Genomic DNA, 23,953 nt, shown 5'->3' with positions numbered 1-23,953 from the left:
ATGCAGTTCCACCGGTACGACACGGTCATCGTCGGGGCAGGTGGCGCCGGTATGCGCGCCGCCCTGGAGGCGGGCCAGCGAACTCGGACGGCCGTTCTGACCAAGCTCTACCCGACCCGCTCCCACACCGGCGCGGCGCAGGGCGGTATGTGTGCCGCCCTGGCCAACGTCGAGGAGGACAACTGGGAGTGGCACACCTTCGACACGATCAAGGGTGGCGACTACCTGGTCGACCAGGACGCCGCCGAGATCATGGCGAAGGAAGCGATCGACGCGGTCCTCGACCTGGAGAAGATGGGGCTGCCGTTCAACCGCACCCCCGAGGGCCGGATCGACCAGCGCCGGTTCGGTGGCCACACCCGTAACCACGGCGAGGCCGCGGTCCGCCGGGCGTGTTACGCCGCCGACCGCACCGGCCACATGATCCTGCAGACGCTCTACCAGCAGTGCGTCAAGCACGGCATCGAGTTCTACAACGAGTTCTACGTCCTCGACGTGATCATGACCGAGACCCCCGAGGGTCCGGTCTGCACGGGCGCGGTCGCCTACGAGCTGGCCACCGGCGAGATCCACGTCTTCCACGCCAAGGCCGTCGTGTTCGCCACCGGCGGCTTCGGCAAGGTTTTCAAGACGACGTCGAACGCCCACACCCTCACCGGCGACGGCATGGGAATCGTCTGGCGCAAGGGCCTCCCGCTGGAGGACATGGAGTTCTACCAGTTCCACCCGACCGGCCTGGCCGGCCTGGGCATTCTGCTCACCGAGGGCGCACGGGCCGAGGGCGGCATCCTGCGCAACGACTCCGGTGAGCGGTTCATGGAGCGGTACGCCCCGACGATCAAGGACCTCGCGCCCCGCGACATCGTCGCCCGCGCGATGGCCACCGAGGTGCGCGAGGGACGCGGCGCCGGTCCGCACAAGGACTACGTCTATCTCGACCTCACGCACCTGCCGCCGGAGCAGCTCGACGCCAAGCTGCCCGACATCACCGAGTTCGCCCGGACCTACCTGGGTGTCGAGCCGTACACCGACCCGGTCCCGGTGTACCCGACCGCGCACTACGCGATGGGCGGCATCCCGACCAACATCCACGGCGAGGCGCTGCGGGACGCCGAGAACGTCATCCCGGGCCTCTACGCCGCGGGTGAGGTCGCCTGCGTGTCGGTGCACGGTGCGAACCGGTTGGGCACCAACTCGCTGCTCGACATCAACGTGTTCGGGCGTCGGGCCGGCCTCGCGGCGGCGGAGTACGCGCTGGGTCACGACCACGTCGAGCTGCCGTCCGACCCGGAGAAGACCGTGATCGCCCTCGTCGAAGGGCTGCGGTCCTCCACCGGGGACGAGCGGGTGGCCGACATCCGCAAGGAACTCCAGAACACGATGGACCTCAACGCGGCCGTCTACCGCACCGAGGGATCGCTCAAGCAGGCCCTGGACGACATCGCCGGGCTCAAGGAGCGGTACGGCCGGATCTCGATCATGGACAAGGGCCAGCGCTACAACTCCGACCTGCTCGAGGCCGTGGAGCTGGGCTTCCTGCTCGACCTGGCCGAAGTGCTCGTCTACTGCGCGGAGGCTCGCAAGGAGTCGCGCGGTGGTCACTCCCGTGAGGACTACACCACGCGGGACGACGAGAACTACATGCACCACACGATGGCGTACCGGCAGCCGAACGGGGAGATCAAGCTCGGCACCAAGCCCGTCGTCGTGACCCGCTACCAGCCGATGGAGCGCAAGTACTGATGGCCGCCACCATGGAGATCACGAAGGACCCGACCGACGAGGAACTCGTCGAGAAGACGACCTCCGGGACGGTCATCCGCACCGTCAACCTGAAGATCCGGCGGTACAACCCGGAGACGGACGCCGAGCCGCACTGGGAGACGTACGAGGTCCCGGTCACGCCCGGCGACCGGCTGCTCAACTCGCTCGGTCACGTCAAGGGCTACCTGGACGGCACCCTGACGTACCGCCGGTCGTGCGCGCACGGCATCTGCGGCTCGGACGCCATGCGCATCAACGGCGTCAACCGGTTGGCGTGCAAGGTCCTCCTCAAGGACCTGCTGACCAAGGACGGCGAAGTGGTCACGATCGAGCCGATCAAGGGCCTGCCGGTCCTGAAGGACCTGATCGTCGACATGGAGCCGTTCTTCGCCGCGTACCGCGCGGTGAAGCCGTTCCTCATCGCCTACGGCAACGAGCCCACCAAGGAGCGGCTGCAGTCGGCGGAGGACCGGGCCCGGTTCGACGACACGACCAAGTGCATCCTCTGCGCGGCGTGCACCAGCTCGTGCCCGGTGTTCTGGAACGACGGCCAGTACTTCGGTCCGGCCGCGATCGTGAACGCGCACCGGTTCATCTTCGACTCGCGTGACGAGGGGTCGGAGGAGCGGCTGGAGATCCTCAACGACGCCGAGGGTGTCTGGCGCTGCCGGACGACGTTCAACTGCACCGACGCCTGCCCCCGAGGCATCGAGGTCACCAAGGCGATCCAGGAAGTCAAGCGAGCCCTCCTCTTCCGCAGGGTGTGAGCGGCCCGCTGACGTGCGAGCCTGACAGGCGAGCGGGAGGCCTTGAGACACACATCAGGTCGCGACGGCCTCGCGCTCGACTGCCAGCCTCGTCCTGGGCGGGCACAGTCAGAACAAGAACTACGGCCGCTGCGCGGCCTCAGAAGCCCCGCCTCCGGCGGGGCTTCATCGTGCGCGGAGGCCCTTGAGGCCGAGCAGCGCTGTGACCGTGCCGATCGTGAGTGCCGTCACAATGAGTACAGCGTGGACGGTGAGAAACGACGTCGGGGAGCCGTCGTCCCAGGCGCGTGGGTCGTCCCAGATCGCCTTCGCGAACCGCGGCCAGATCAGCCAGTTCCAGGCCCCCGCGACGAGCAGGAACGCTGACCAGCGACGAGAGAGCACCACGGATCCAGTATGACCGTTCACCACGTGCCCCTCCCGCCGCCCCGCCTCCCAGAGCGTTCCTGCGCATACACCCAGGACTCGTGAGAACGCCCGCATGATCGCTACTCTGGGTTTGCCCCGCGGCTGCACGAGGTACCGGTCCGGGGGTACCCGAAGCGACCCGGAGGCGCACAACGTGTCCGAGCCACTGCCGGGTGTTGTCGTGCCGCCCGCCCCCGAGGAAACCCACACCGACGCTGAGCTGGCCGCGTTAGCCGAGGTCATGCCGACGGTTCCGGTGACTCTGGAGGCGGCGGTCACCGCACCGTCCTGGCCCCTTGAAGCCCTCGATCCGGACGAACCAATCCCACCCGAGGGCGCAGGCGGCGCCGGAGCCGCCGCGAACGCCGTGACGACGTTCGCGATCCGCGACGGCGGCTCGGTGATCAGACCGTCCACCGGCGCCCGCGTCCGCTGGACGCCGATCGAGGGCGTCGCCGACGAGTACGACGCCGCGATGGCGATGCGGCGCCTGGGCTACCGCTGCCTCGGCGTGATCGGCAACGCCGCCCACTTACGCGGCTCGGGCGGCCACACGCCCTGGTGCTCGGAGGGGTACGCCGGCCGACGGTGCCGGTTCGGCAAGGTCTACGCGATCGACCTGCAGGCCCCGAACATGACCGGGCTGGAGCGCTGGCTGATCCCGCGTCTCCGGGCCGGCAACTACCGCTGGGTCTACTACCTGAACATCAACGGCCACCAGTACACGCGCCGGGACTCGTTCCGCGGACGCTACTCGTCGGCCGATCACCACCTGCACCTATCCGGACTGGCCGGCTACGAGACCTACAGTTCGTCGATTCTGCGTGACTGGCAGAACCACCGCACCAACGGAGGAGAAGACATGGCCCAGGTGCCGCAGGCCGAGTGGGCGCGGATCAAGGCCAACAGCGAGCGCGCCCGCACCCAGCTCGACGCCATCGACGACACGGTGCGGGGCGGCGACGGGAACGCTTACCGCGGATCGGTCATGAGGCACGACCACTCCAACCAGGTCGCGGAGCTGAAGGAATACGTCGATCAGCGGATGAACGCGATCGAGCAGAAACTCGACGCGCTCCTGGAAGCCACCAAGACGACCCCGCCGCCGACGGTCTGAGCGGCGCTCGCTCATCCACGACGCGCGCACAACTACCCGGCGACGCGCCCGGATCCGGGTAGCGTTCGCCCAGTGAGACCGGTTCGACTCGCTGCAGCAGTGCTCACCCTGGTGTGCGCCGTCAGCGGCCTGACGGTGACCGGCCCCGCGGCCGGCACCGCCACGGCCGCCGACGACCCACGGTGCCCGATCGCCAAGGCGTCGCCGCCGGTGACTGCACCCCCGCGGCCGACGCCGCCCACCACCGAGGACACCGAGGACCCGGTGGGCGGAGAGCGGATGGGCAGCGACGGGCTGGTGCTGCCGGGGAACTCGCCCGCAGCGCTGCCGAAGAGCCTCAACGCCCATGCCTGGGTACTCGCCGACCTGGACAGCGGCGAGGTGCTGGCTGCGTGCGCCCCGCACGCGCTGCACGCTCCGGCGAGCACGCTGAAGCTGCTCACCGCCCTCACCGCGCTGCCGCGGGTGAAACCCGACCAGGTCGTCACGGTCACCGCGGGCGACCTCGCGTTCGAGTCGGGCAGCTCCGCGGTCGGCCTGGTGGAGGGCGGCCGGTACCGGCTCGAGACGGTCCTGCTCGGGCTCATGCTGGTCTCCGGCAACGACGCGGCGAACGTGCTGGCCCGGTTGATCGGCGGCGACTCCGGCGTCAAGGGCGGGCTCGCGGCGATGAACGCGACCGCGGCGAAGCTCGGCGCGAACGACACCCATGCGGTGACGCCGTCCGGGCTCGACGGCCCCGGCCAGTGGACCAGCGCCTACGACCTGGCGCTGATCGCGCGGGCCGACTTCGCCCGCGCCGACTTCCGCAAGTACACCGCGACGAAGTCCGCGCAGATCCCCCCGCAGCAGCCGAACGTCCAGCCGCCGCGGAAGTACGCCGGGTTCCAGATCCAGAACGACAACAAGCTGCTCTACAACTACCCGGGGGCGATCGGCGGGAAGACCGGCTTCACCGACCAGGCCCGGCACACCTTCGTCGGTGCGGCCACCCGGAACGGGCGGCGGCTGGTCGTCACGATGCTCGACGGGGAGCACCGGCCGGAGCCGCTGTGGAAACAGGCCGCGGGTCTGCTCGACTGGGGGTTCGCGCTCCCGGCCGCGGCCGAGCCGGTGGGGCGGCTGGTCAACGGCGCCAACGACGCGCCGGCCGCCGAACGCACCCGCAACCCCGACGCCGCCCGCGCGGACGCCGTCCCTCCGGCCGGTACCGAGGAGGGCCCGTCTGCCTACTTCGTCGGGGCCGGCGTCGTCGGGGTGAGCCTGCTGGTGGTGGGCGTCGGGCTGCTCAGGGCTCGGCAGGTGCGGGCCCGGTCCGCGCGCCGACGTCGGTCGGCGCGACTGCCGCATCCGGTCGGTCCCGGGACCCCTCCGCGGCCACCACGGCGCGAGCCGGATCGGGGTCCGTCCGGTCCTCGTCCGCGGCCGGCCGGTCGTCCACCACATCGGTACGGCGGGTCGAGTTCGCGCCCGAACCGTCCACGCCAGCCGGACGGTCCGCGCTGACTTCTGCTCCCTCAGGCGGGCAGTCGGGCGGACACGGGACACCACCGGCACCGCGGTCGATCACCGCGCCGCCGCGCTGGGCCGTCGCGGTCAACGCCGCGCAGTAGAGCAGCAGCTGGTCGAAGAGGTACAGGAAGACGAGCAGACCGACGGTGCCGGCCACGACCGTGTAGGCCGGGTTGGACTCGGTCATGTCGATGTAGAGGCGCCCAACGGTCTTGAGCACCTCCAGCCCGGCCGCGCCCAGCAATGCCGGGCCCAACACTCGGCGGGCCGACATCCGCAGCCGGGGCAGCCCGGCCAGGAAGCCGACGAACGCGACGACGTTCACGACCATCCCGGCGACGAACGCGAGCACGCTCAGCGTCGTGTCACCGAGAACCTCGCCCTCCTGCCCGGCCGCGCCGAGCAGCCAGTTGGCCCCGCTGGAGAGCACGATCGTCAACCCGACCGAGAGCAGCAACGCGGCGCCGAGCAGGAGCAGCCCGACCAGGTCGATCAGCGTCCGGTAGACGATGTTGTTAGGCATCTCGTTACGCCGCCAGATCGCGCGCACCGAGCTCCGCACGGCGTCCACCCAGCGCAGGCCGGCGTAGAGGAAACCCACCACGCCGATCACTCCGGCGGTGTTGCGGGCGTCGGCGATCGCGGTCACCGGTAGGCCGGGGATGTTCTGCCGCAAGAACGACTCGACGCGCATCGTCAGCACGGCGTCGTCGGAGAGCAGGTGCCCCAGCACCGAGAACGAGAGCAGGCCGAGCGGGAACACCGCGAGGAACGCGTAGTAGGAGATCGCCGCCGCCAGGCGGGCCGCGTTGACCTCGTCGAACCGGACCGCGGCCCGGATCATCGTGTCGAAGACGCGGGAGCGGCTGCGGGCACGGCGGACCGGCCCGACGATCCACGGCGGCACCCAGGGGAAGGCGACGAACCGATCGGCCATACCCCGCCCCCATCCCGCGCGAGCGGTGTCCCCTACTCCACCGGGAAGGGGAACTCCTGCCGCGGCCGCCACCGCCCGTCGACGCCGTGCTCGAACAATGTAAATCCGGGTACCCGGAATCGCGCTTCGAAATGCGCGAGCTCGACGTAAACGCGGTCCAGGGCCTCGTCGTCCAGGTCGTGAGCGACAGTCACGTGCGGGTGGTACGGGTAGAGCCGTTCCCGGTCCAGCGGGCCGGTGCGGATGTCCTTCTCCAGCATCTCGCACTCGCTGATGCCGCTCGCGACGGTCACGAACACCACCGCGGTCACCGGGCGGAACGTGCCGGTGCCGCGAAGATGCAGATCGAACGCCGTGTGCCGGGTCGCGGCGACGCGGAGGTGCTCGACGACCGCGGGTACCTCGTCGTCGGCGAGCGGGGTGGGGCCGAGCAGGGTGACGTGCGCGGGGATGAACTCGGCCATCGGATCGCCCGCGGCTCGGCGGTGCCCGTCGAGCTGCGGACCGTACGGGGCGGGAATCGACAGTGCGACCCCGATCGTTCGCGTCACGCACCGCTCCGGGACTGCGTCGACGCCGAGGGGGCCGGCGTCGACACCGTGGGCAGGAAGCCCAGCCGGTCGTAGGCCGCGGCCAACGTCGCTCCGGCCACGCGGCGGGCCTTCTCCGCCCCGATCGCGAGCACCCGGTCGAGTTCGGCCGGATCGTCGAGGTAGGCGTGGGTCGCCTTCTGGATCGGTGCGACGAAGTCGGCCACGACCGCGCCGAGATCCTTCTTCAGATCGCCGTAGCCCTTGCCGTCGTAGGCGGTGGTCAGCTCATCGATCGACCGGCCGGAGAGCGCCGAGTAGATCGTCAGGAGGTTACTCACGCCCGGCTTGTTCGCCTGGTCGAAGACGATCTCCCGACCGGTATCGGTGACCGCGGAGCGGATCTTCTTCGCGCTGCGGTTCGGCTCGTCCAGCAGGTCGATGATGCCGGTGGGTGACGACGCCGACTTGCTCATCTTGGCGGTCGGGTCCTGCAGGTCGTAGATCTTCGCGGTTTCCCGGACGATGTACGGCGCGGGCACCGTGAACACCTTGCCGAACGCGTTGTTGAAACGCTGGGCGAGGTCGCGGGAGAGCTCGAGGTGCTGCCGCTGGTCCTCGCCGACCGGAACGGCGTCCGCCTGGTACAGCAGGATGTCGGCCGCCTGCAGGATCGGGTACGTGAACAGGCCGACGCTCGACCGATCGACGCCGCCCTTGGCCGACTTGTCCTTGAACTGCGTCATCCGGCTGGCCTCGCCGTAGCCGGTGATGCAGCTGAGCACCCACGCCAGCTGGGCGTGCTCGGGCACCTGGCTCTGCACGAACAGGGTGGACGCGTCCGGGTCGATGCCGACGGCGAGCAGCTGCGCCGCCGACACCCTGGTGCGCCGACGCAGGGCCTCCGGGTCGTGGCCCGCGGTGATCGCGTGCAGGTCGACGACGCAGTAGAAGCAGTCGTGCGTCTCCTGCATCTGCACCCAGTTGCGTACCGCCCCGAGGTAGTTGCCGAGATGGAACGAGTCGCTGGTGGGTTGGATACCGGACAGCACTCGGGGACGTGTCTCACCCATACGGAGCATTCTGTCAGGACTGGCGCTCGGGCATCGGCCGGGCCGTCGCGGGTGCTTCCACCAACGGATTCGGGGGTCGGCTGGATCGATACGATCTTCGAGGAGAAACACAGCCCGCTCTCGGCCGGCGAACAGCCGGCGGTGCCAGTGTCGGGGCACGGGCCGGGGCTGCGACGAGGAGCTGAAATGAAACTGCTGGTGACGGGCGGAGCCGGGTACATCGGCGGGGTGGTGGTGCGTCTGCTGGTCGACGCCGGGCACGACGTCACCGTGCTCGACGACCTCTCGACCGGCCACGCGGACGCCGTCCCGGCGGGGGTGGCGCTGCACCAGATCTCCGTGCACGAGGTCGCCTCGGTGCTCACCCCCGACGCCGGCTTCGATGGCGTACTTCACTTCGCGGCGAAGATCGCGGCCGGCGAATCGGTGCAGTTCCCCGAGCGGCACTACTACACGAACGTCGTCGGCTCGCTCGCCCTGCTGGACGCCGTCCGCGCCGCGAAGGTGCCCCGGCTGGTGTTCAGCTCCACCGCCGCGGTGTACGGCAACCCGCAGGAGGTGCCGATCACCGAGGACGCGGTAAAGGCACCCACCAACCCCTACGGCTGGACGAAGCTGTCCGTCGACGCGGCGATCGGCGCGGAGTGCACCGCCCACGGCCTCGGCGCGGTCAGCCTGCGGTACTTCAACGTCGCCGGCGCCTACCTTCCCGAGTCAGGCGCACCGCTGGGTGAGCGACACGACCCGGAGACGCACCTGATCCCGATCGCGCTGGACGTCGCCGCGGGGAAGCGTGACAAGCTCCAGCTGTTCGGCGACGACTACCCCACCGCCGACGGCACCTGCGTCCGCGACTACATCCACGTCGCCGACCTCGCGGCCGCGCACCTGCTGGCGCTGGACGCGATCGAGCCGGGCCGGCACCGGGTCTACAACCTGGGGAACGGCAACGGCTTCAGCAACCAGCAGGTGGTCGAGGTCGTGCGCGCGGTCACCGGCCACCCGGTTCCGGTCGAGATGGCGGCCCGCCGTCCGGGCGACCCGGCCGAGCTGGTCGCCTCCAGCGCCCGCGCCGCCAGCGAACTCGGCTGGGTGCCGGAGCGTCCCGACCTGCACACGATCGTCGCCGACGCCTGGACGTTCTACCGATCGCGGGCGTGATCGGCAACACATCTGAACTTTTGTGTGCTTCCGGGACGTGCAGGAACGGGTAGCCGTTGTCGATGTGGCGGACGTCGCCGGGCGCGCGACCGGAATCCGACTGACCGGTGACCGGGCGTAGCGCACGATGCCGATAGCCGGATCGACCACGGGTTCGGGCCGTACAACCGGCGCACAGGGCGACTGGCACCGGCCGTGTAGGTTCAGGCGGAGGATATGGAACAGGGCGGGAACCTCGAAGTGGCAGAGAAGGTGGCACCTCGACATCGGCGTCCCCAACGGGTCAGCACCCCGATGATCGTCGGCCTCGCCGTCGTCGTGGCTCTGGTGGCCTGTGGTTTGACGATCGCGCTCACCTCCGGTGGCGAATCCGATGGCAACAACACGGCGAAGCCGAAGCCCAGCGTGAGCATCGACCCCGACAATCCGCTCTCCGGGAAGACGTTCTACGTCAATCCGCAGAACCCGGCCGCGCAGAACTACCGCCAGCTGAAGAACGCCGGCAACACCGCGGACGCCGAGCAGCTCAACAAGATCGCGTCCCGGCCGATCGCCGAGTGGCTGGCGTCCGACGACGGCCAAACGACCGAACGGGTCACCGCACTGGCCGCGGAGGCGGACAAGGCCGGCCAGACCGCGGTGATGACGGTGTACTTCGTGCCGGACCGCGACTGCGGGCAGTACTCCTCCGGCGGTGCGGCCGACGCCGCGTCCTACAAGACCTACATCGACGAGATCTCCACCGGGCTCACCGGGCACGACGCGGTCATCGTGCTGGAGCCGGACGCGATCGCGCACACGCTCGACGGATGCATCACCGACGAGGGGCAGATCAAGGAGCGGCTCGGGCTGCTCACGTACGCGCTCACGACGCTCAAGAAGAACCCCGAGGTCCGGGTGTACGTCGATGCCGGAAACGCGTCCTGGATCAAGGACCTGGACCGGATGGTGGCCGCGCTCAAGCAGGTCGGAGTGAACCAGGCAGACGGTTTTGCGCTGAACGTCTCGAACTTCGAGACGACGGACGCGAGCGTCGACTACGGGAACCAGCTGTCCGACGCGCTCGAGGGCGAGCACTTCGTGATCGACACCAGCCGGAACGGCAACGGCCCGTACACCGAGACGACCGACGACCAGAAGTGGTGCAACCCGCCGGGGCGGGCGCTGGGCACGCCGCCGACCAGCGACACCGGCATCCCGAAGGTCGACGCGTTCCTCTGGGTCAAGCAGCCCGGCGACTCGGACGGCGCCTGCCGCGACGGAGAGCCGGCGGCCGGCCAGTGGTGGCCCGAGTACGCGCTGTCGCTGGCGAAGGCATCCACGTAGCTCTCAGGGCACTTAGCGAGCCCCTGGCCGATCGAGGCCAGGGGCTCGCTGCTTTCCCGGACGGAGCAGTTGGGCCCCTCCATCCGCGCGGGGCGTTGCACATCTGCATCCGCTATAGGGGTTCGAAACGTGCATCGCTCCCCCAGCGCTAGCCACGCACCGTTCTGACCTGGAGCCCGTCCAGGGCGGCGCTGGCAGTCGAGCGCGCCGACGCCGCGACCTTGGCTTTGGTGTCTCAAGGGAGGCGCGCTCGCCTGTCAGCGTCGTCCTGGGCGGGCCGCCCACAAAAGGGGGCGGGCCACCCCCTCCGGGTGGCCCGCCCTCTTCGTGACGTGCGGCTAAGTGAACCGTTTTCAACCTCCGGCGTTCGCCGAGGTCAGGCGCCCTCAGCTAGCGCCGGTCGAAAGGGTTCACTGCACCTGCACCCACTTCGCTACCGACGGCGTTCCGTCAGCGTTCGTGACGAACAGCATGTACCAGCCCGACGGCACGAGACCGCGCGCCTTCGGGATCGTCACGCCGACCCCGTCGGGGGCCTGGGTCACGTCCAGGGCGATCGAGCGCTGCTCGACGTCCGTGCTGTGCGTGACCGTGCTGGGCCGCATCAGCCGGGCGTTCTTGATCTCCGCGGCGTCCGGCGTCGTGAACTTGTAGCTACCGCCCCGCTGCACCGACTTCGGGCCGTCGCTGATCGTTGGCCGCTTGCCGTGGTAGAGGTACGGCGGCGAGTAGATCTCGATGCGCTGCTCGAACGTACCGGGGTTCTTGTCGGTCTTGTCGTACAGCGGGTCGCTGCCGAGCGTGATGACCCGGCCGTCCGGGAGCAGCAGCGCCTCGGCGTGGTAGTTCCGGCCCACGGTCGGGTCGGCGGCCGTGGCGAACTTGTTCGTGTCCGGGTGGTAGATCTGCGCGGTCAGCAGGTCGCTGTTGCCCTTGCCCCGGTAGCCGCTCGAACCGTGCGACGTGAACAGCGTGTCGTCCGGCAGCAGCACCGTGCTCAGGTAGCGAGCCGGGTTCGGCAGGTCCGGCCCGGGCTTCCAGGTCGGGGTCGCCGACTCGTCCAGGTCGATGATGTCGGTCCGCGCGGTCGAGATCTCGCTCTCGCCGACGCCACCGCCACCGAGGAACATGACCTTCTGCTCCTGCGCCGGCGCGAGCAGCACCGAGGAGCTGGTCTCGTTCAGCTCAGGCTGACGCAGCCCGGTGACTTCCTGGAACTTGTTGGTCTTGAGGTCCCAGATGCCCGGCGTCCGGCCCTCGGTCGCCGAGCCGTAGCCGGCGTTGGAGCCCGAGTAGAACAGCTTCTCGTTCTCCATCAGGAACACCGAGGGGTAGGTCGGGAAGTAGCGGTTCAGCTTGGGCTGGAACTCCCACTTCCGGGTTTCCTCGTTGTAGACCTCGGTCTTGCCGGTGTCGATCCGGCCGAACTGGTCCAAACCCGAGAGCGCGAGCACCTTGTTGTCCGCGGTCGGGATCAGTGTCGGGTACCACCGCGGCTCGTTGAGGTTGCCGACCCGCTCGTACTTCTCGGTGAACGGGTTGAACTCGTACGAGTACTCGGCGCCGGTGTACTCCTGCTTCTCCATCGTCACCTTCTCGGTGACGCCGTACACGTTCTTCACGTCGTCGCCGGTCAGGCCGGGCAGGGTGAAGTTCATCGACTTGGGGATGATCGAGTCCTTGCCGGGCTCGACCGCCTCGATCCAGACCTCGGTCTCACCCGGCGTGATGGCGACCTTGCCCGTGAGGGGGTCGGTCTTCTTCGTCGCCGCGGGCACCTTGGCATCCGACGTGAGCTTGAACTTCACCCCGGTCGCCGAGGTGACGATCGTGCCCTTGTCGAACTCGGTGATATCGCCTTCCGGCGACTCCTGCTTGATCTTCAGGACGCCGGCGGCCTTCTTGATCTTGTCCTCGAGCACCTCGTACTTCTTGGTACCGCCGGCGACCAGCAGGTTGCCGTTGGTCAGGAAGCTGTGACCGGCGCAGAAGATGTCGGTCGGCGTCATGATCAGCTTGAAGTGGTTCGTGGCCGGGTCCCAGATCAGGGTCTTGAACTTGCCGGCCTTGAACTCCTTCTCCTTGTTCCCGGAGCCCGCGATGATCAGGACCTTGCCGGTCGGGAGCAGCGCCGCGTGGATCGCGTTTACCTTGTAATCGGCCGGAACCGGGAGCATGTCCCAGTGGCCGTACTCGGACTTGTACGAAGCCCGGTTGATCTGGAACTGGTGGTACTGCTCCTGGCCGAAGGCGACCATCGGCCGGTTGACGATTGCGAGGATCGCGATCACACCGAGGGTCGTCACCAGGGTGACGAACCGGCGGCCGATCGACGGCTTCTTCCGGGGACTCATGCTGCGGTCTCCAGGTGAGTGTTGCGTGCGGACTGCGGATAGGCGGCAGCGGCCTTACGCGCCTGACGACGGCGTAGCGGGACCTCGTAGCGCCAGATGATCACGGGCAGCAGACAGACGAAGCAGTTCAGCACCGGCCAGACCCAGAGCGGGCCGAAGGCGTGCCCGAGCGGGACGGCTGCGATCACCAGACCCGCGAAGAACACGGCCCAGGCGATGTGCAGGCTGAACGTCCGGAGTCGGTCGGGGCTGGCCGAGTCGCCCTTCGGCGTCACGACGAAGCCGCTCTTCCGGCCGAGCAGAGCACCGACGAACGACGAGACGTAGATCGGTGCGGACATCGTCGACATCAGCATACCGACCGCGCCGGAGGAGCCTGCGCTCTCGTGTGGGCTGACGTTGTGCCTGCGGTTCCACAGGTACAGGCCGACTTGGAGCACGGCGGCGTCCACATAGAGCATCAGCCAGACCTGGAGCGGAACCTGCACGCCCTTCGTCCCCAGGAGGATCGACAGCGCGCAGGTGGCCGCACCGAGCAGCCAGGCGACCGCGGTCAGGGGGTAGAAGGACATCAAGAGCATGTAGTGCAGCATCCGGCGCGGGCCGAGGCTCCAGCCGCGACGCCAGAACGACCGGATGAGCACCTCGTCGGTACCGCGCGACCAGCGGTGCTGCTGCGTGAAGAAGTCGGTCCAGGAGGCCGGGCCCTCGCCGACAGCGAGGACGTCCGGCGTGTAGACCGAGCGCCACTTCTTGCCGGTCGCCGGGTTCTTCGTGGTGTGGGCGACGATGCTCGTCGCCATGTCCTCGGTGATCGAGTCCTGCAGGCCACGGATCGACAGCAGGGCGTCGATCCGGACCGCGTTGTTGGTCCCGACCAGCATGGGGACGCCGAGCCGGTTGCCGGCCCGCTGCAGCACCGAGTGGAACAGGTACTGCTGCGACTCGGCCCATCGCGTGACGAAGTTGTCGTAGTTGCCGTAGACCTGCGGGCCGATCACGAAGCCGACGTTCGGGTCGCGGAAGTAGCCGAGCATCCGCTCGCAGTAGTTCGGCAGCGGCGCGTGGTCGGGGTCGACCGAGACGAACACGTCGTACTCACGCGCGTGGCTGATGATCCACGCGTTGTAGTTGCCGTGCTTGGTTCGTGCCTTGTGCGGGCCGTGCTTGGTGTTCCACTGCGGCACGTGACGTCGGGTGAAGTGGCGGACGCCGAGCTCGGCGCACATCCGCTTGACCTCGTCGTCGTCACCCTCGTCGAGCAACCAGACGTCGAACGGACCGTCGTGACGGATGCGCTTCGCCGCCATCAGCGTGCGCCGCACCACGTCGACCGGCTCGCGGCCGGGCACGATCGTGGTCAGGAACGCGACCCGCATACCGCGCTGCGGAACGACCGGGATCGGATCCCGGACCCCCAGCGTCATCATGCAGAGCGTCAGGACGTTGATCAGGCGGAAGAACTCCACCAGCGCCGTCGCCGCGACGACGACGATCGTGGCGGCGTAGAGCCCCTGGTGACCCTTGACGGTCGGGATCTCGCCGGCGATCAGCAGCCACGCGAAGAAGGTCACCTCGACGGTGAGCGCCAGCAGCGTGACGATCGCGGTCCGGAACGGCCGCCGGCGGAACAGCCGGCGGAGCTGGACCTTGTACTCGCCCTGCGGCGCGGCCTGCAGCGGGCCGGCCAGCGTGCTGTAGCCCTCGTAGTCGTAGGTCTCGCGGGGGCCGTGGAGGCGCTCGATGCCGAACTGGCCGGTCTTGTCCAGTTCGAACGCGGCGTCCAGGCCGGTCTCGGGGATCTCCTCGCGCGCGTCCGGGCGGGAGAAGACCGGAACCGTCGCGCGGCCGATCGCGACCATGCGCGGGGCCGGGCCGAACGGCTCCTGGACGATGTCGAGGAGCGTGGTCTCTTCGTGGCTCGGCGCCGGCATCGGCGGAGCGTCGATGAAGATCGGGCGGATGTACTCGCCGCTGTCCTCGTAGCCGTGGCCGCCGCGGGCGTCCGGCTCATGCCGGTACGCGGGCTGCTCGGGCTGCGGAGGCGGCGGGGGCTGCGGAGGCCGGGCCGCGCCGTAGGCGGCCGGCTGGTCGTAACCGGGCGCCCGGTCGTAACCGGGAGCCGCGTGGCCGGCGTTCTCGTGACCGCCGCCAGCTAAGTAGCCCTGGTCGGCGTCGGGCTCGGGTCGGGCAACCGGGATCCGGGCACGCCCGGACGGCTGACGGTCCTGCGGCTCCGCCGGCGGCGGAACCATCGCGCGTCCCTGCGGTCCGCGGTCGTCGACCGGCGGCGGCACCGGGACCGACGCGCGGCCCCGACCGTCGTACGCATCCGGCGCGGGCACCGGAACGCTCGCCCGGCCGGACGGACCACCCACGGACGCCGAGCCGCTCACCGAAGCAGAGCCACTCACGGACGCCGAACCACTTACCGAGGCGGAGCCGCTCACCGACGCGGTTCCGCTCACCGAAGCTCGACCGGCAGCCTCGGGCTGCCGGGCACCGCCGTCGTCGGCCCGCTCGTCGGGACGGTCCGTCGATCCGTCGGTATCGGCAGCCGGGCGCGCCGAGGGGACGCGCACCCGGCCTACTGCCGAGCTGGAGGACTGTGACGAGTCGTCATCGCTCGTCACAGCCCGGTTCGGCGCGGTCATTGCAGCCCTCCTCCGACAGGGACGACGTAACGCCCCTGACTGACACGGACATCAGAAATTTGGCGGGTCGACACGTGGGCTACCTGCGGTGAGGCAACCGGTCGTGCGCCGATCACCGACGGCTCCGTCGGCTCGGCATGCCCCGGCGCCGACCGGTGGGTACCGGTCGGCAGGCCCGGGCGGGCAGTGGATCTCGGATGTACGACCACGGCGTTATTCACGCACCGTGACTCGGCAGGTCCCCTCCATGCCGCCCATCCGAAAATCTCCCTGCATTGCACGCATCTACCTTTATGTCCAACTTGCTCTACTTGACTCGGTAGCCGCTTCACGATCCGCAAAGCGGCCTCCCGAAGGACCGATCATAGGCAACATGTGCACTCTCATGTGAAGGTGCGGTCAAAACTTCATGTCGCTTTGTCAATCCCCGACCAACCCATACATGTATTCCTGGAAAGTTACTTGAAGTCCGTTTAGTCGATTGGCGGAATTCAGTTGAAGCCGCAACGATAGCCCTAGTAATAACTTAAGTCCGATTCGTCCGAGGACGCATATGTCCGACTATGGGTATTCTGTAAAACTTCTCAGGAAGAGTCTCCCCCATAGGCTGCGTGAGCGTTGTCAACCTTGCGACGAAACGACCGCCGCTTAGAGTGTCAGAAAAATGACACGCAGAAAAAGGCGAGGACACGTAACGCGGGCCACGATCTTCCCGGGAGCTTCAGCATTATCTGCAATGAGTACGCGGGCCGTTACTCATTGCGAGTGAAGCCTGGGTGGCGATTCCAGGAGATTACCCAATACACACCACGGGCCCGCCCAGAAGATCCGGACAGGCCCGTGCAAAGAGTAGTCAGAAGCTAACTACGAGCAATGCTGGCGCGTCATTCCGCAAATCGCTCTGCGGTCTCGACAACGTTCGCCAGCAGCATGGCCCGCGTCATCGGACCGACGCCGCCGGGCATCGGGGCGAGGAATCCCGCGACCTCGCGCACCGCCGGGTCGACGTCACCGGCCAGCCCCGCTTCGGTACGGGTGATACCGACGTCGAGCACCGCGGCGCCCGGCTTGATCATGTCGGGCGTCAGCATGTGAGCGTGCCCGGTGGCCACCACGACGATGTCCGCTGCGCGGGTGTGCTCGGCCAGGTTGCGGGTGCCGGTGTGGCACAACGTCACGGTCGAGTTCTCGGTGCGACGGGTCAGCAGCAGCCCCAGGGGGCGCCCCACGGTCAGGCCACGACCGACGACCACGACCTCGGCGCCGTCCAGCTTCACGCCGTAGCGACGCAGCAGCTCCACGATCCCGCGCGGGGTGCACGGCAGCGGCGCCGGCACGCCCAGAACCAGCCGACCCAGGTTCGTCGGGTGCAGGCCGTCCGCGTCCTTGTCAGGATCCATCAGCTCGAGCACGCGGTTGGCGTCGAGGCCCTTGGGAAGCGGCAGCTGGACGATGTACCCGGTGCACGCCGGGTCGGCGTTGAGCCGCGCGACCGCGCCTTCGACGTCCTGCTGGGTGGCGTCGGCGGGAAGGTCGACCCGAATGCTCTCGATGCCGACCTCGGCGCAGTCCCGGTGCTTGCCCGCGACGTACGCCCGGGAGCCCGGGTCGTCGCCCACCAGTACCGTGCCCAGGCCCGGTGCCACGCCTCGCTTGCGCAGCGCGGCCACCCGGTCGCGGATTTCGGCCCGTACCAGGGCCGCGGTCGCCTTACCGTCGAGGAGAGTCGCCGTCACAGCTCCATCTAACCCGATCTGAAGTTTTCCTTCCGACCTGGAGCCCGTTCAGGGCGTCGCTGGCAGTCGAGCACGAGGCCGCCTCGACCTTGCGGTGGTCTCAAGGCCTCGCGCTCGCCTGTCAGCGGCGTCCTGAGCGGGCCGCTCAAACCGGAAGAAGTCGCGCGATAACTCCGGTGAGCTGCTCGGCGTTGCGGCACTCGTACATGTCGACGAGCGTCCGGTACGCCTCGGTCGCCGAGTCGCCGCTACCCCAGGAGGCGCGCGGCTCGGGGTTCAGCCAGTACGTCCGCCGGGCCCGGTCGACGATCTGCCGCAGCGCCGGAAGGTTCGGATCGCCGCCGTTCGTCCGCGCGTCGCCGAGGACCAGGACCGACGTCCGCGGGCCGACCGCGTCCAGCGAGTCGGTGACGAAGTCCCGCAGCGCCCGGCCGTAGTTGCTGTGCCCGTCCCAGCGGACGACGCCCGACTCGGACAGGATGCGCTCCACCAGCCGCGCCGGATCGGCGTCGTTGTCGGCGACAAGTTCGGTCACCTCGGCGGTGGCGTCCACGAACGCGAACGCACGGACCCGGCTGAACTGGTCGTGCAGCGCCTCGACGAGCATCAGCGTGAATTGGGCGAAGCCCGCGACCGATCCCGAGACGTCGCACAGCAGCACGATCTCGGGGCGGCCGGGCCGCGGCTTCCGGAACGCCGGACGCATCGCGACGCCACCGGTGGAGAGCGAGCGGCGGAACGTCCGGCGCAGGTCCAGCGCACCCCGGCGGGCGTGCCGTCGGCGGGCGGCGAGCCGGGTGGCCAGGCGTCGCGACAGCGGCTTCACCGTCCGGCGCAGCGCGGCGAGCTGGTCGCGGTTGGCGGTGATGAAGTCGCGCTGGTCGGCGGCCTTGGGGATCGAGTAGCGGGCGATCCGGTCGCGGCCGCGCAGCTCGGCGACCCGGCGCCGGGCCTCGGCGGCGACCCGATCCTCGAACTCGGCGACCCGGCTGCGGGCCTCGTCCCGGGCGAGCCGGTCGGTGAACTCTCCGGACGCCATCCGTTCGGCCACCGCGGCGATCAGCGTCTGGGGCCGGAGCCGCTCCAACGCCTGGTGCGCGGACCACCCGCCGGAGCCCGGTGAGCTGCCCTCCCCCACCTGGCCGTACGCACCCAGCAGCGCGACCGCGGCGGCCGCCAACTGGGCGAGCAACGCATCGTCACCACCGGCCAGCGCGTCCGCGAGCTGGGCGCGGAGCTCCTCGACGTCCGGTGTCTCCGAGCGAGTGACCTCCGGCGCGCCGGTGGCCAGCGGGAAGTAGAGGTCGAAGATCGCGTCGAACACCGCTTCGTGGCCGGAACGCCGCAGCAACGTGGCGGCCAGGCCGTGCCGGAGCTGCTCACGGTCGGAGAAGCCGAGCACCGAGACCGCACCGGCCGCGTCGATCGTCTCGCCCGGCCCGATCTGCAGGCCGTGCTCGCGCAACGCTTGCACGAACTCGACCAGCCGGCCCGGGACGGTCACCGCAACTCCTTCATCGCAGCACCGTGTCCAGGCGCAGTCGCTTGGTCGCGTGGGTGACGTCCGCCTGGTGCTTGAGCAGGACGCCGAGGCTGTCACCGACGATCTGCTCGTCCAGCGTTTCGGCGCCGAGCGCGAGCAGCGTCCGGGCCCAGTCGATGGTCTCGGCGACCGAGGGTGCCTTGCGCAGCTCCATCGAGCGCAGCGCCGTGACCACCCGGACGACGCTCGTCGCCAGGGCCTCGTCGAGACCGGGCACCTTGAGCCGGACGATCCGCTCTTCCAGCTCGGCGTCGGGGAAGTCGATGTGGAGAAACAGGCAACGGCGCCGCAGCGCCTCGGACAGCTCACGGGTGGCGTTCGAAGTGAGGACGACGAACGGCGAGCGGGTCGCGACGATCGTGCCGAGCTCGGGCACGGTGATCTGGAAGTCGCCGAGCACCTCCAGCAGCAGGCCTTCGATCTCGACGTCGGCCTTGTCGGTCTCGTCGACGAGCAGGACGGTCGGCTCGTCCCCCTGGATCGCGGTCAGCAGCGGGCGCGGGAGCAGGAACTCCTCGCTGAAGACGTCCGCCTTGGTCTCTTCCCAGTTCTCGTCCCGCCCCGCGGTGATGCGCAGCAGCTGCTTGGCGTGGTTCCACTCGTAGAGCGCGCGCGACTCGTCCACGCCCTCGTAGCACTGCAAGCGGACCAGGCGTGCGCCGGCGGCAGCGGCGACGGCCTTGGAGAGCTCGGTCTTACCGACGCCCGCCGGACCCTCGACCAGGAGCGGCTTCTCCAAGCGGTCGGCGAGGAAGACCGTCGTCGCGACGGCCTTGGACGCGAGGTAGCCCACTGCCGCGAGCCGGTCGGTGACATCGGCGACCGATGTGAAGAACCCCATCCGCCCACTATTGCTGACGCCGCACGTCCGTTGTGTCAGTGCGCGAAAGCCAAGCTATGACGCCCGCCATACCGTCCGGGGGACGCTTTCCCGAAACGCGTCACGCGAGGTGGCTTCTGAGGTGGTCTTTCGGGAAGACCACCTCTCCCGGCGCCGGATGAGGTGGTCTTCCCGAAAATCTCCCCTGCAGACGCCCGCGCGCGGCTGGGCCAGGGCAGTGTCGTTCTAGGCGTGCCGCCCTCAGTGGTAAAAGTGGCGGGTCTGGGTGAAGTACAAGGCCACGCCCGCCTTCTGGGCTGCGGCGATCACCTCGTCGTCGCGGACGCTGCCACCCGGCTCGACGATGGCCTTGATCCCGGCCTCGGCGAGCACCTCGAGTCCGTCAGGGAACGGGAAGAACGCGTCCGACGCAGCCACCGACCCGGCGGCCCGGTCACCGGCGCGCGACACCGCGAGCCGCGCCGAGTCGACCCGGTTCACCTGGCCCATGCCGACGCCCACCGTGGCGCGGTCGGCCGCGAGCAGGATCGCGTTGCTCTTCACCGCCCGCACCGCCCGCCAGGCGAACTGCAGATCGGCGAGGGTCGCCGCGTCGGCGGGCTCGCCGCTGACGAGCTTCCAGCCGGCCAGCTCGTCGCCCGGGGCGTCCACCGCGTCGACGGTCTGCACCAGCCCGCCGCCGGAGACCTGCCGGAACTCGACGCCACCACGCGCCCGCTCGGGGGCGGTCAGTAGCCGGATCGAGGGCTTCTTCGAGAGAATCTCGACCGCACCGTCCGCATAGGAAGGCGCCACCACGACCTCGGTGAAGATCTCCGCGACCTGCTGGGCCATCTCCACGCTGACCGGACGGTTCACTGCGATGACGCCGCCGAACGCGCTCACCGGGTCACAGGCGTGGGCCTTGCGGTGCGCCTCGGCGACCTCCTCCGCGGACGCGATCCCGCACGGGTTGGCGTGCTTGATGATCGCCACCGTCGGCTCGGTGAAGTCGTACGCCGCCCGGTACGCCGCGTCGGCGTCCACGTAGTTGTTGTACGACATCGGCTTGCCGTGCAGCTGCTCCGCCTGCGCGATGCCCGGCACCGCGTCGTGGTCGACGTAGAGCGCGGCGGCCTGGTGCGGGTTCTCGCCGTACCGGAGCACCTCGGCGCGCTCCAGCGCGATGCCCGCGAACGCCGGCCAGCGGTAGTCGCCGGTTTCCTCGACCAGCTCGCGCGCGGTCCAGCCGGCCACCGCGACGTCGTAGGCGGCGGTGTGGGCGAACGCCCGCGCGGCCAGCTGCCGACGGGTCGCCAGGTCGAACCCGCCGCTCTTCGCCGCCTCCAGCACCAGCGGGTACGCCGCCGGCTCGACGACGATCGCGACGTTCGCGTGGTTCTTCGCGGCCGCCCGCACCATCGACGGCCCGCCGATGTCGATCTGCTCGACGACCTCGTCGTGGCCGGCGCCCGAGGCGACGGTCTCGCGGAACGGGTAGAGGTTCGAGATCACCAGGTCGAACGGCGCGATGTTCAGCTCGTCCAGCTGCTGGACGTGCGCCGGGTTGCGCAGGTCGGCGAGGAGGCCCGCGTGGATGTGCGGGTGCAGGGTCTTCACCCGGCCGTCGAGCGTCTCGGGGAACCCCGTGACCTCGGCGACCTGGGTGACGCTGACGCCCGCGGCCGCGATGCGCCCCGCGGTGGAGCCGGTGGAGACGATCTCGACGCCGGCTTCGGCGAGCCCGACGGCCAGCTCCTCGATCCCCGTCTTGTCGTACACGCTGATCAACGCGCGACGGATCGGCCTCCGGTCGTACTGCTCTGCGGACGCCTGCGTCATGGGATCGAGACCTTCCTTCCAGTGACGGTCCAGCCCTCCCGGGCCAGCCGGCCGATCGAGTCGACGAGCATTTCGCGCTCCGCGACCTTGATGCGTTCGTGCAGCTGCGCGACGTCGTCCGTGGGCAGTACGGGAACGACTCGCTGGTCGATGATCGGCCCGGTATCCACGCCGGCATCGACGAAGAACAACGTGCAGCCGGTGACCTTGACGCCGTACTCCAGGGCGTCCCGCGGGCCGTGCATGCCTGGGAAGGACGGCAGCAGCGCCGGGTGACTGTTGACCATGCAGCCGCCGAAGCGCTCGAGGAAGGCGGGGCCGACGAGCTTCATGAACCCGGCCGAGACCACGAGGTGCGGATCGTGGGCCGCGACGGCTTCGGTGAGCGCGGCGTCCCAGTCGGCGCGGGCTGGGTAGTCGTCGACCTGATGGACGAAGGTCGGCACACCGACCTTCTCCGCGCGGGTGAGTCCTTCGATGCCGTGCCGGTCAGCGCCGACGGCCACGACGCTCGCGCCGTACGCGGGATCGGTGGCGGCGTCCAACAACGCCTGCAGCGTGGTGCCTGACCCCGACACGAGGACCACGACTCGGGCGGTCACGACGCTCCCTACCTCCGGCCTCCCGGCCTGCTCCGACGACGTCGGTGAGCCTAACCCGTCCCGCGCCCGCGCCCCGCACCCCGCCCAGTCGTCGCCGCCTACCCGCGACGCACGGATTTACGCCGAAGCCGCCTCCACGACGCTCGTGAAGGCGGATTCGGCGTGATTCAGCGGAAGCGCGTGCGGATCAGCGCTCGCCGGCACGTCGGCGGGGCGGCTGGGTCGTCGCCGCGACGTCGTCGGGCGGGTCGGCGGCCGGGCGAGGCGCGGCCACTCGCTCGGCGGGCCGCGGTTCCGCGGCCGGGCCGGCGAACAGCGAGTGGCCGAGACGGCGCAGGACCGGCGGGAGGCGGTCGGTCCAGGACGGCGACGCGTCGCCCGCCGGCGACCAGCGGCGGCCGGCCGACCACGCCGCCCAGGACGCCGCCGTTCGCGCCACCGTGGCCCCGACCAACGCCGCCACGGCCACCTCGACCGCGAGCACGATCCCGACGTGCCACGGCGACGGACCCAGCTCGGCCAGCCGCCCGCGTCCGAGGGGCCCGCTCGACGCCGCCGCCGCGAAACCCACCAGCACTCCGGCCACCGGCCCGGCGATCAGCGCACCACCGAGCGCGATCCGCCACCGCGGCAGCTCCGGCGGATCGGAATCGTCCGCGGCGCCGTCCGGCCGCGCGGTCACCACACCGGCCAGCAGGCCGGCGATGAGGGGAGCGGCCAGCACCAGGCTCACCATCGCCGACGCCGGACCGGTCGGCACGGCGGCGAGCAGCGGGAAGGACGGCAGCGGTGCCAGCTGCACGGTGCTGGCGTCCACCGCCGTGCCGGTCCCGACGGCGAAGCCCGGCCCGATCAGGTACGCGGTGGCCCAGACCGCGGCGGTCGGCGCGTAGAGGATGCAGAGCGCCACGATCGCCACTCCGCCGACGACGCCGCCCTGGAGCGATCCGAAGACGCTGCGGAACTCTTCCTGCGTCACGACGATCTGGGCGCCGGCGGCGAGCACTCCGGCGGTGAGCACGGCCGCGGCGGCCACTGCGCCGGCCGTGAGACCGCGGCGGACGACGTACGGAAGCCGGAACGCCACCACCGCTCCGAGACCGGCCGTCCGGGCGGCGCCCCAGCCCGCACAGAACATCGCGACGAGCCCAGTCGTCATCCCGGCGGACGCGGGGTCGGCCCGCACCGCGGCGGTGGAGCCCACCAGCGCCGCGACCGTGCCCAGGAAGCCGTACGCGATCCCCACCGCGATCGCCACGCGCGCCACGCCCAGCCCGGACTCCGCTCCGGTGGCGAGCGCGCTGTTCCGGCCGGCACGGTAGAGCTGACGCACCACCAGCGCACTGAGCACCAGCGGCACCAACCCGACCGGCCCGGTCGCGGTCTGCAGCTGGACGCCGTGGGCGAGCAGCCAGCCGTCGGTGGCGAGCCGCAGCGCGTCGCCAGCGGGCGCACCGGAACGGTTCTCGGCCACCCACACCATCAGCGCGATACCGGCCATCGGCCCCACGACGACCAGCGCAGCCCATCCGGCCGTGGTGACCGCCGCCGCGGGCAGGGCTACCCGGGCAGGCGAGACTCCACCGCCCGGGACGGCCCGGCCGGCCGAGGAGGCCCGGTCGGCTGAGGGGGAACGGCCGGGGGACACGGTCTTACTGTGACAGGCGAATACCACGGTGGACGATTCGCGCCCCCGGCGTGTCGCTCCCGCCTCGCCGCCCCGCGCGCTGCGCCGCCGCCCCGCCGCTGCCGCCCGCGTCCGTGCCCGCCGCACCGCCGCCCGCCGCCCGCGCCCGCGCCCGCGCCC

The 23,953-nt window shown here is 69.9% G+C and carries 17 protein-coding genes and 1 pseudogene; 6 read left to right on the top strand and 12 right to left on the bottom strand.

Features of this window, described 5'->3' with window-relative positions; genetic code table 11:
* Both sdhA and ABEB28_RS26265 read left to right on the top strand, forming a co-directional pair.
* Positions 1–1,743 (top strand): succinate dehydrogenase flavoprotein subunit, encoded by a 1,743-nt coding sequence (gene sdhA / locus ABEB28_RS26270; RefSeq protein WP_345730883.1) that lies wholly within the window; start codon positions 1–3, stop codon positions 1,741–1,743.
* A complete protein-coding gene (locus ABEB28_RS26265) occupies positions 1,743–2,531 on the top strand; it encodes a succinate dehydrogenase iron-sulfur subunit (protein ID WP_376981526.1) in 789 nt (262 codons plus the stop codon). Before sdhA ends, ABEB28_RS26265 begins: the two co-directional genes overlap by 1 nt.
* Before the next feature lie 165 nt (positions 2,532–2,696).
* On the opposite strand, the gene ABEB28_RS26260 is transcribed toward ABEB28_RS26265, so the two are convergent.
* Positions 2,697–2,918: an SCO4848 family membrane protein gene (locus tag ABEB28_RS26260; protein WP_345730882.1), complete on the bottom strand. Its 222-nt coding sequence runs from the start codon at positions 2,916–2,918 to the stop codon at positions 2,697–2,699.
* Between the two features lie 175 nt (positions 2,919–3,093).
* On the opposite strand from ABEB28_RS26260, the gene ABEB28_RS26255 reads away from it, so the two are divergent.
* Together ABEB28_RS26255 and ABEB28_RS26250 are read left to right on the top strand one after the other, a co-directional pair.
* The gene (locus tag ABEB28_RS26255) at positions 3,094–4,056 is read left to right on the top strand and encodes a hypothetical protein (RefSeq protein ID WP_345730881.1); all 963 of its coding nucleotides are present in this window, start codon (positions 3,094–3,096) and stop codon (positions 4,054–4,056) included.
* Between the two features lie 72 nt (positions 4,057–4,128).
* Positions 4,129–5,562 (top strand): D-alanyl-D-alanine carboxypeptidase family protein, encoded by a 1,434-nt coding sequence (locus tag ABEB28_RS26250; protein WP_345730880.1) that lies wholly within the window; start codon positions 4,129–4,131, stop codon positions 5,560–5,562.
* A gap of 85 nt (positions 5,563–5,647) precedes the next feature.
* On the opposite strand, the pseudogene ABEB28_RS26245 reads toward ABEB28_RS26250, so the two are convergent.
* From ABEB28_RS26245 to trpS, 3 genes and pseudogenes are all read right to left on the bottom strand, one after another.
* Positions 5,648–6,412: pseudogene (locus ABEB28_RS26245) on the bottom strand (YihY/virulence factor BrkB family protein); the annotation flags it as partial.
* 125 nt (positions 6,413–6,537) lie between these two features.
* On the bottom strand, positions 6,538–7,056 hold the full coding sequence (locus tag ABEB28_RS26240) for a 2'-5' RNA ligase family protein (protein ID WP_345730879.1): 519 nt from the start codon (positions 7,054–7,056) through the stop codon (positions 6,538–6,540).
* A complete protein-coding gene (trpS, locus tag ABEB28_RS26235) occupies positions 7,053–8,108 on the bottom strand; it encodes a tryptophan--tRNA ligase (protein ID WP_345730878.1) in 1,056 nt (351 codons plus the stop codon). The genes ABEB28_RS26240 and trpS overlap by 4 nt, the downstream gene beginning before the upstream one ends.
* Before the next feature lie 186 nt (positions 8,109–8,294).
* On the opposite strand from trpS, the gene galE reads away from it, so the two are divergent.
* On the top strand, positions 8,295–9,269 hold the full coding sequence (gene galE, locus ABEB28_RS26230) for a UDP-glucose 4-epimerase GalE (protein WP_345730877.1): 975 nt from the start codon (positions 8,295–8,297) through the stop codon (positions 9,267–9,269).
* A gap of 252 nt (positions 9,270–9,521) precedes the next feature.
* Positions 9,522–10,595: a glycoside hydrolase family 6 protein gene (locus ABEB28_RS26225; RefSeq protein ID WP_345730876.1), complete on the top strand. Its 1,074-nt coding sequence runs from the start codon at positions 9,522–9,524 to the stop codon at positions 10,593–10,595.
* Positions 10,596–11,005: 410 nt separating this feature from the next.
* Here the strand turns inward: ABEB28_RS26225 and glxA are convergent, their stop codons facing one another.
* The 8 genes from glxA to ABEB28_RS26185 form a co-directional block, all read right to left on the bottom strand.
* Complete coding sequence (glxA, locus tag ABEB28_RS26220; RefSeq protein ID WP_345730875.1) at positions 11,006–12,949, bottom strand: radical copper oxidase GlxA; 1,944 nt, start codon at positions 12,947–12,949, stop codon at positions 11,006–11,008.
* Positions 12,946–15,363, bottom strand: coding sequence for a glycosyltransferase family 2 protein (locus ABEB28_RS26215; protein ID WP_345730874.1), 2,418 nt, complete (start codon positions 15,361–15,363; stop codon positions 12,946–12,948). Before ABEB28_RS26215 ends, glxA begins: the two co-directional genes overlap by 4 nt.
* Positions 15,364–16,487: 1,124 nt before the next feature.
* On the bottom strand, positions 16,488–17,339 hold the full coding sequence (locus ABEB28_RS26210; RefSeq protein WP_345730873.1) for a bifunctional methylenetetrahydrofolate dehydrogenase/methenyltetrahydrofolate cyclohydrolase: 852 nt from the start codon (positions 17,337–17,339) through the stop codon (positions 16,488–16,490).
* Between the two features lie 145 nt (positions 17,340–17,484).
* Complete coding sequence (locus ABEB28_RS26205) at positions 17,485–18,843, bottom strand: vWA domain-containing protein (RefSeq protein ID WP_345730872.1); 1,359 nt, start codon at positions 18,841–18,843, stop codon at positions 17,485–17,487.
* 10 nt (positions 18,844–18,853) lie between these two features.
* Positions 18,854–19,723 (bottom strand): AAA family ATPase, encoded by an 870-nt coding sequence (locus ABEB28_RS26200; RefSeq protein WP_345730871.1) that lies wholly within the window; start codon positions 19,721–19,723, stop codon positions 18,854–18,856.
* A gap of 240 nt (positions 19,724–19,963) precedes the next feature.
* Positions 19,964–21,544 (bottom strand): bifunctional phosphoribosylaminoimidazolecarboxamide formyltransferase/IMP cyclohydrolase, encoded by a 1,581-nt coding sequence (purH, locus tag ABEB28_RS26195; protein WP_345730870.1) that lies wholly within the window; start codon positions 21,542–21,544, stop codon positions 19,964–19,966.
* A complete protein-coding gene (gene purN / locus ABEB28_RS26190) occupies positions 21,541–22,146 on the bottom strand; it encodes a phosphoribosylglycinamide formyltransferase (RefSeq protein ID WP_345730869.1) in 606 nt (201 codons plus the stop codon). The genes purH and purN overlap by 4 nt, the downstream gene beginning before the upstream one ends.
* 187 nt (positions 22,147–22,333) lie before the next feature.
* On the bottom strand, positions 22,334–23,794 hold the full coding sequence (locus ABEB28_RS26185; RefSeq protein ID WP_345730868.1) for a cell division protein PerM: 1,461 nt from the start codon (positions 23,792–23,794) through the stop codon (positions 22,334–22,336).
* Positions 23,795–23,953 lie beyond the last annotated feature (159 nt).

This window comes from Cryptosporangium minutisporangium, assembly GCF_039536245.1.
Classification (GTDB): Bacteria; Actinomycetota; Actinomycetes; order Mycobacteriales; family Cryptosporangiaceae; genus Cryptosporangium; species Cryptosporangium minutisporangium.
This window is presented reverse-complemented; position numbering and strand designations above follow the sequence as displayed.

Coding starts and splice junctions, on each gene's coding strand:
- ABEB28_RS26200 (WP_345730871.1), bottom strand. CDS start 19,723: ATGGGGTTCTTCACATCGGTCGCCGATGTCACCGACCGGCTCGCGGCA.
- galE (WP_345730877.1), top strand. CDS start 8,295: ATGAAACTGCTGGTGACGGGCGGAGCCGGGTACATCGGCGGGGTGGTG.
- trpS (WP_345730878.1), bottom strand. CDS start 8,108: ATGGGTGAGACACGTCCCCGAGTGCTGTCCGGTATCCAACCCACCAGC.
- sdhA (WP_345730883.1), top strand. CDS start 1: ATGCAGTTCCACCGGTACGACACGGTCATCGTCGGGGCAGGTGGCGCC.
- glxA (WP_345730875.1), bottom strand. CDS start 12,949: ATGAGTCCCCGGAAGAAGCCGTCGATCGGCCGCCGGTTCGTCACCCTG.
- ABEB28_RS26265 (WP_376981526.1), top strand. CDS start 1,743: ATGGCCGCCACCATGGAGATCACGAAGGACCCGACCGACGAGGAACTC.
- purH (WP_345730870.1), bottom strand. CDS start 21,544: ATGACGCAGGCGTCCGCAGAGCAGTACGACCGGAGGCCGATCCGTCGC.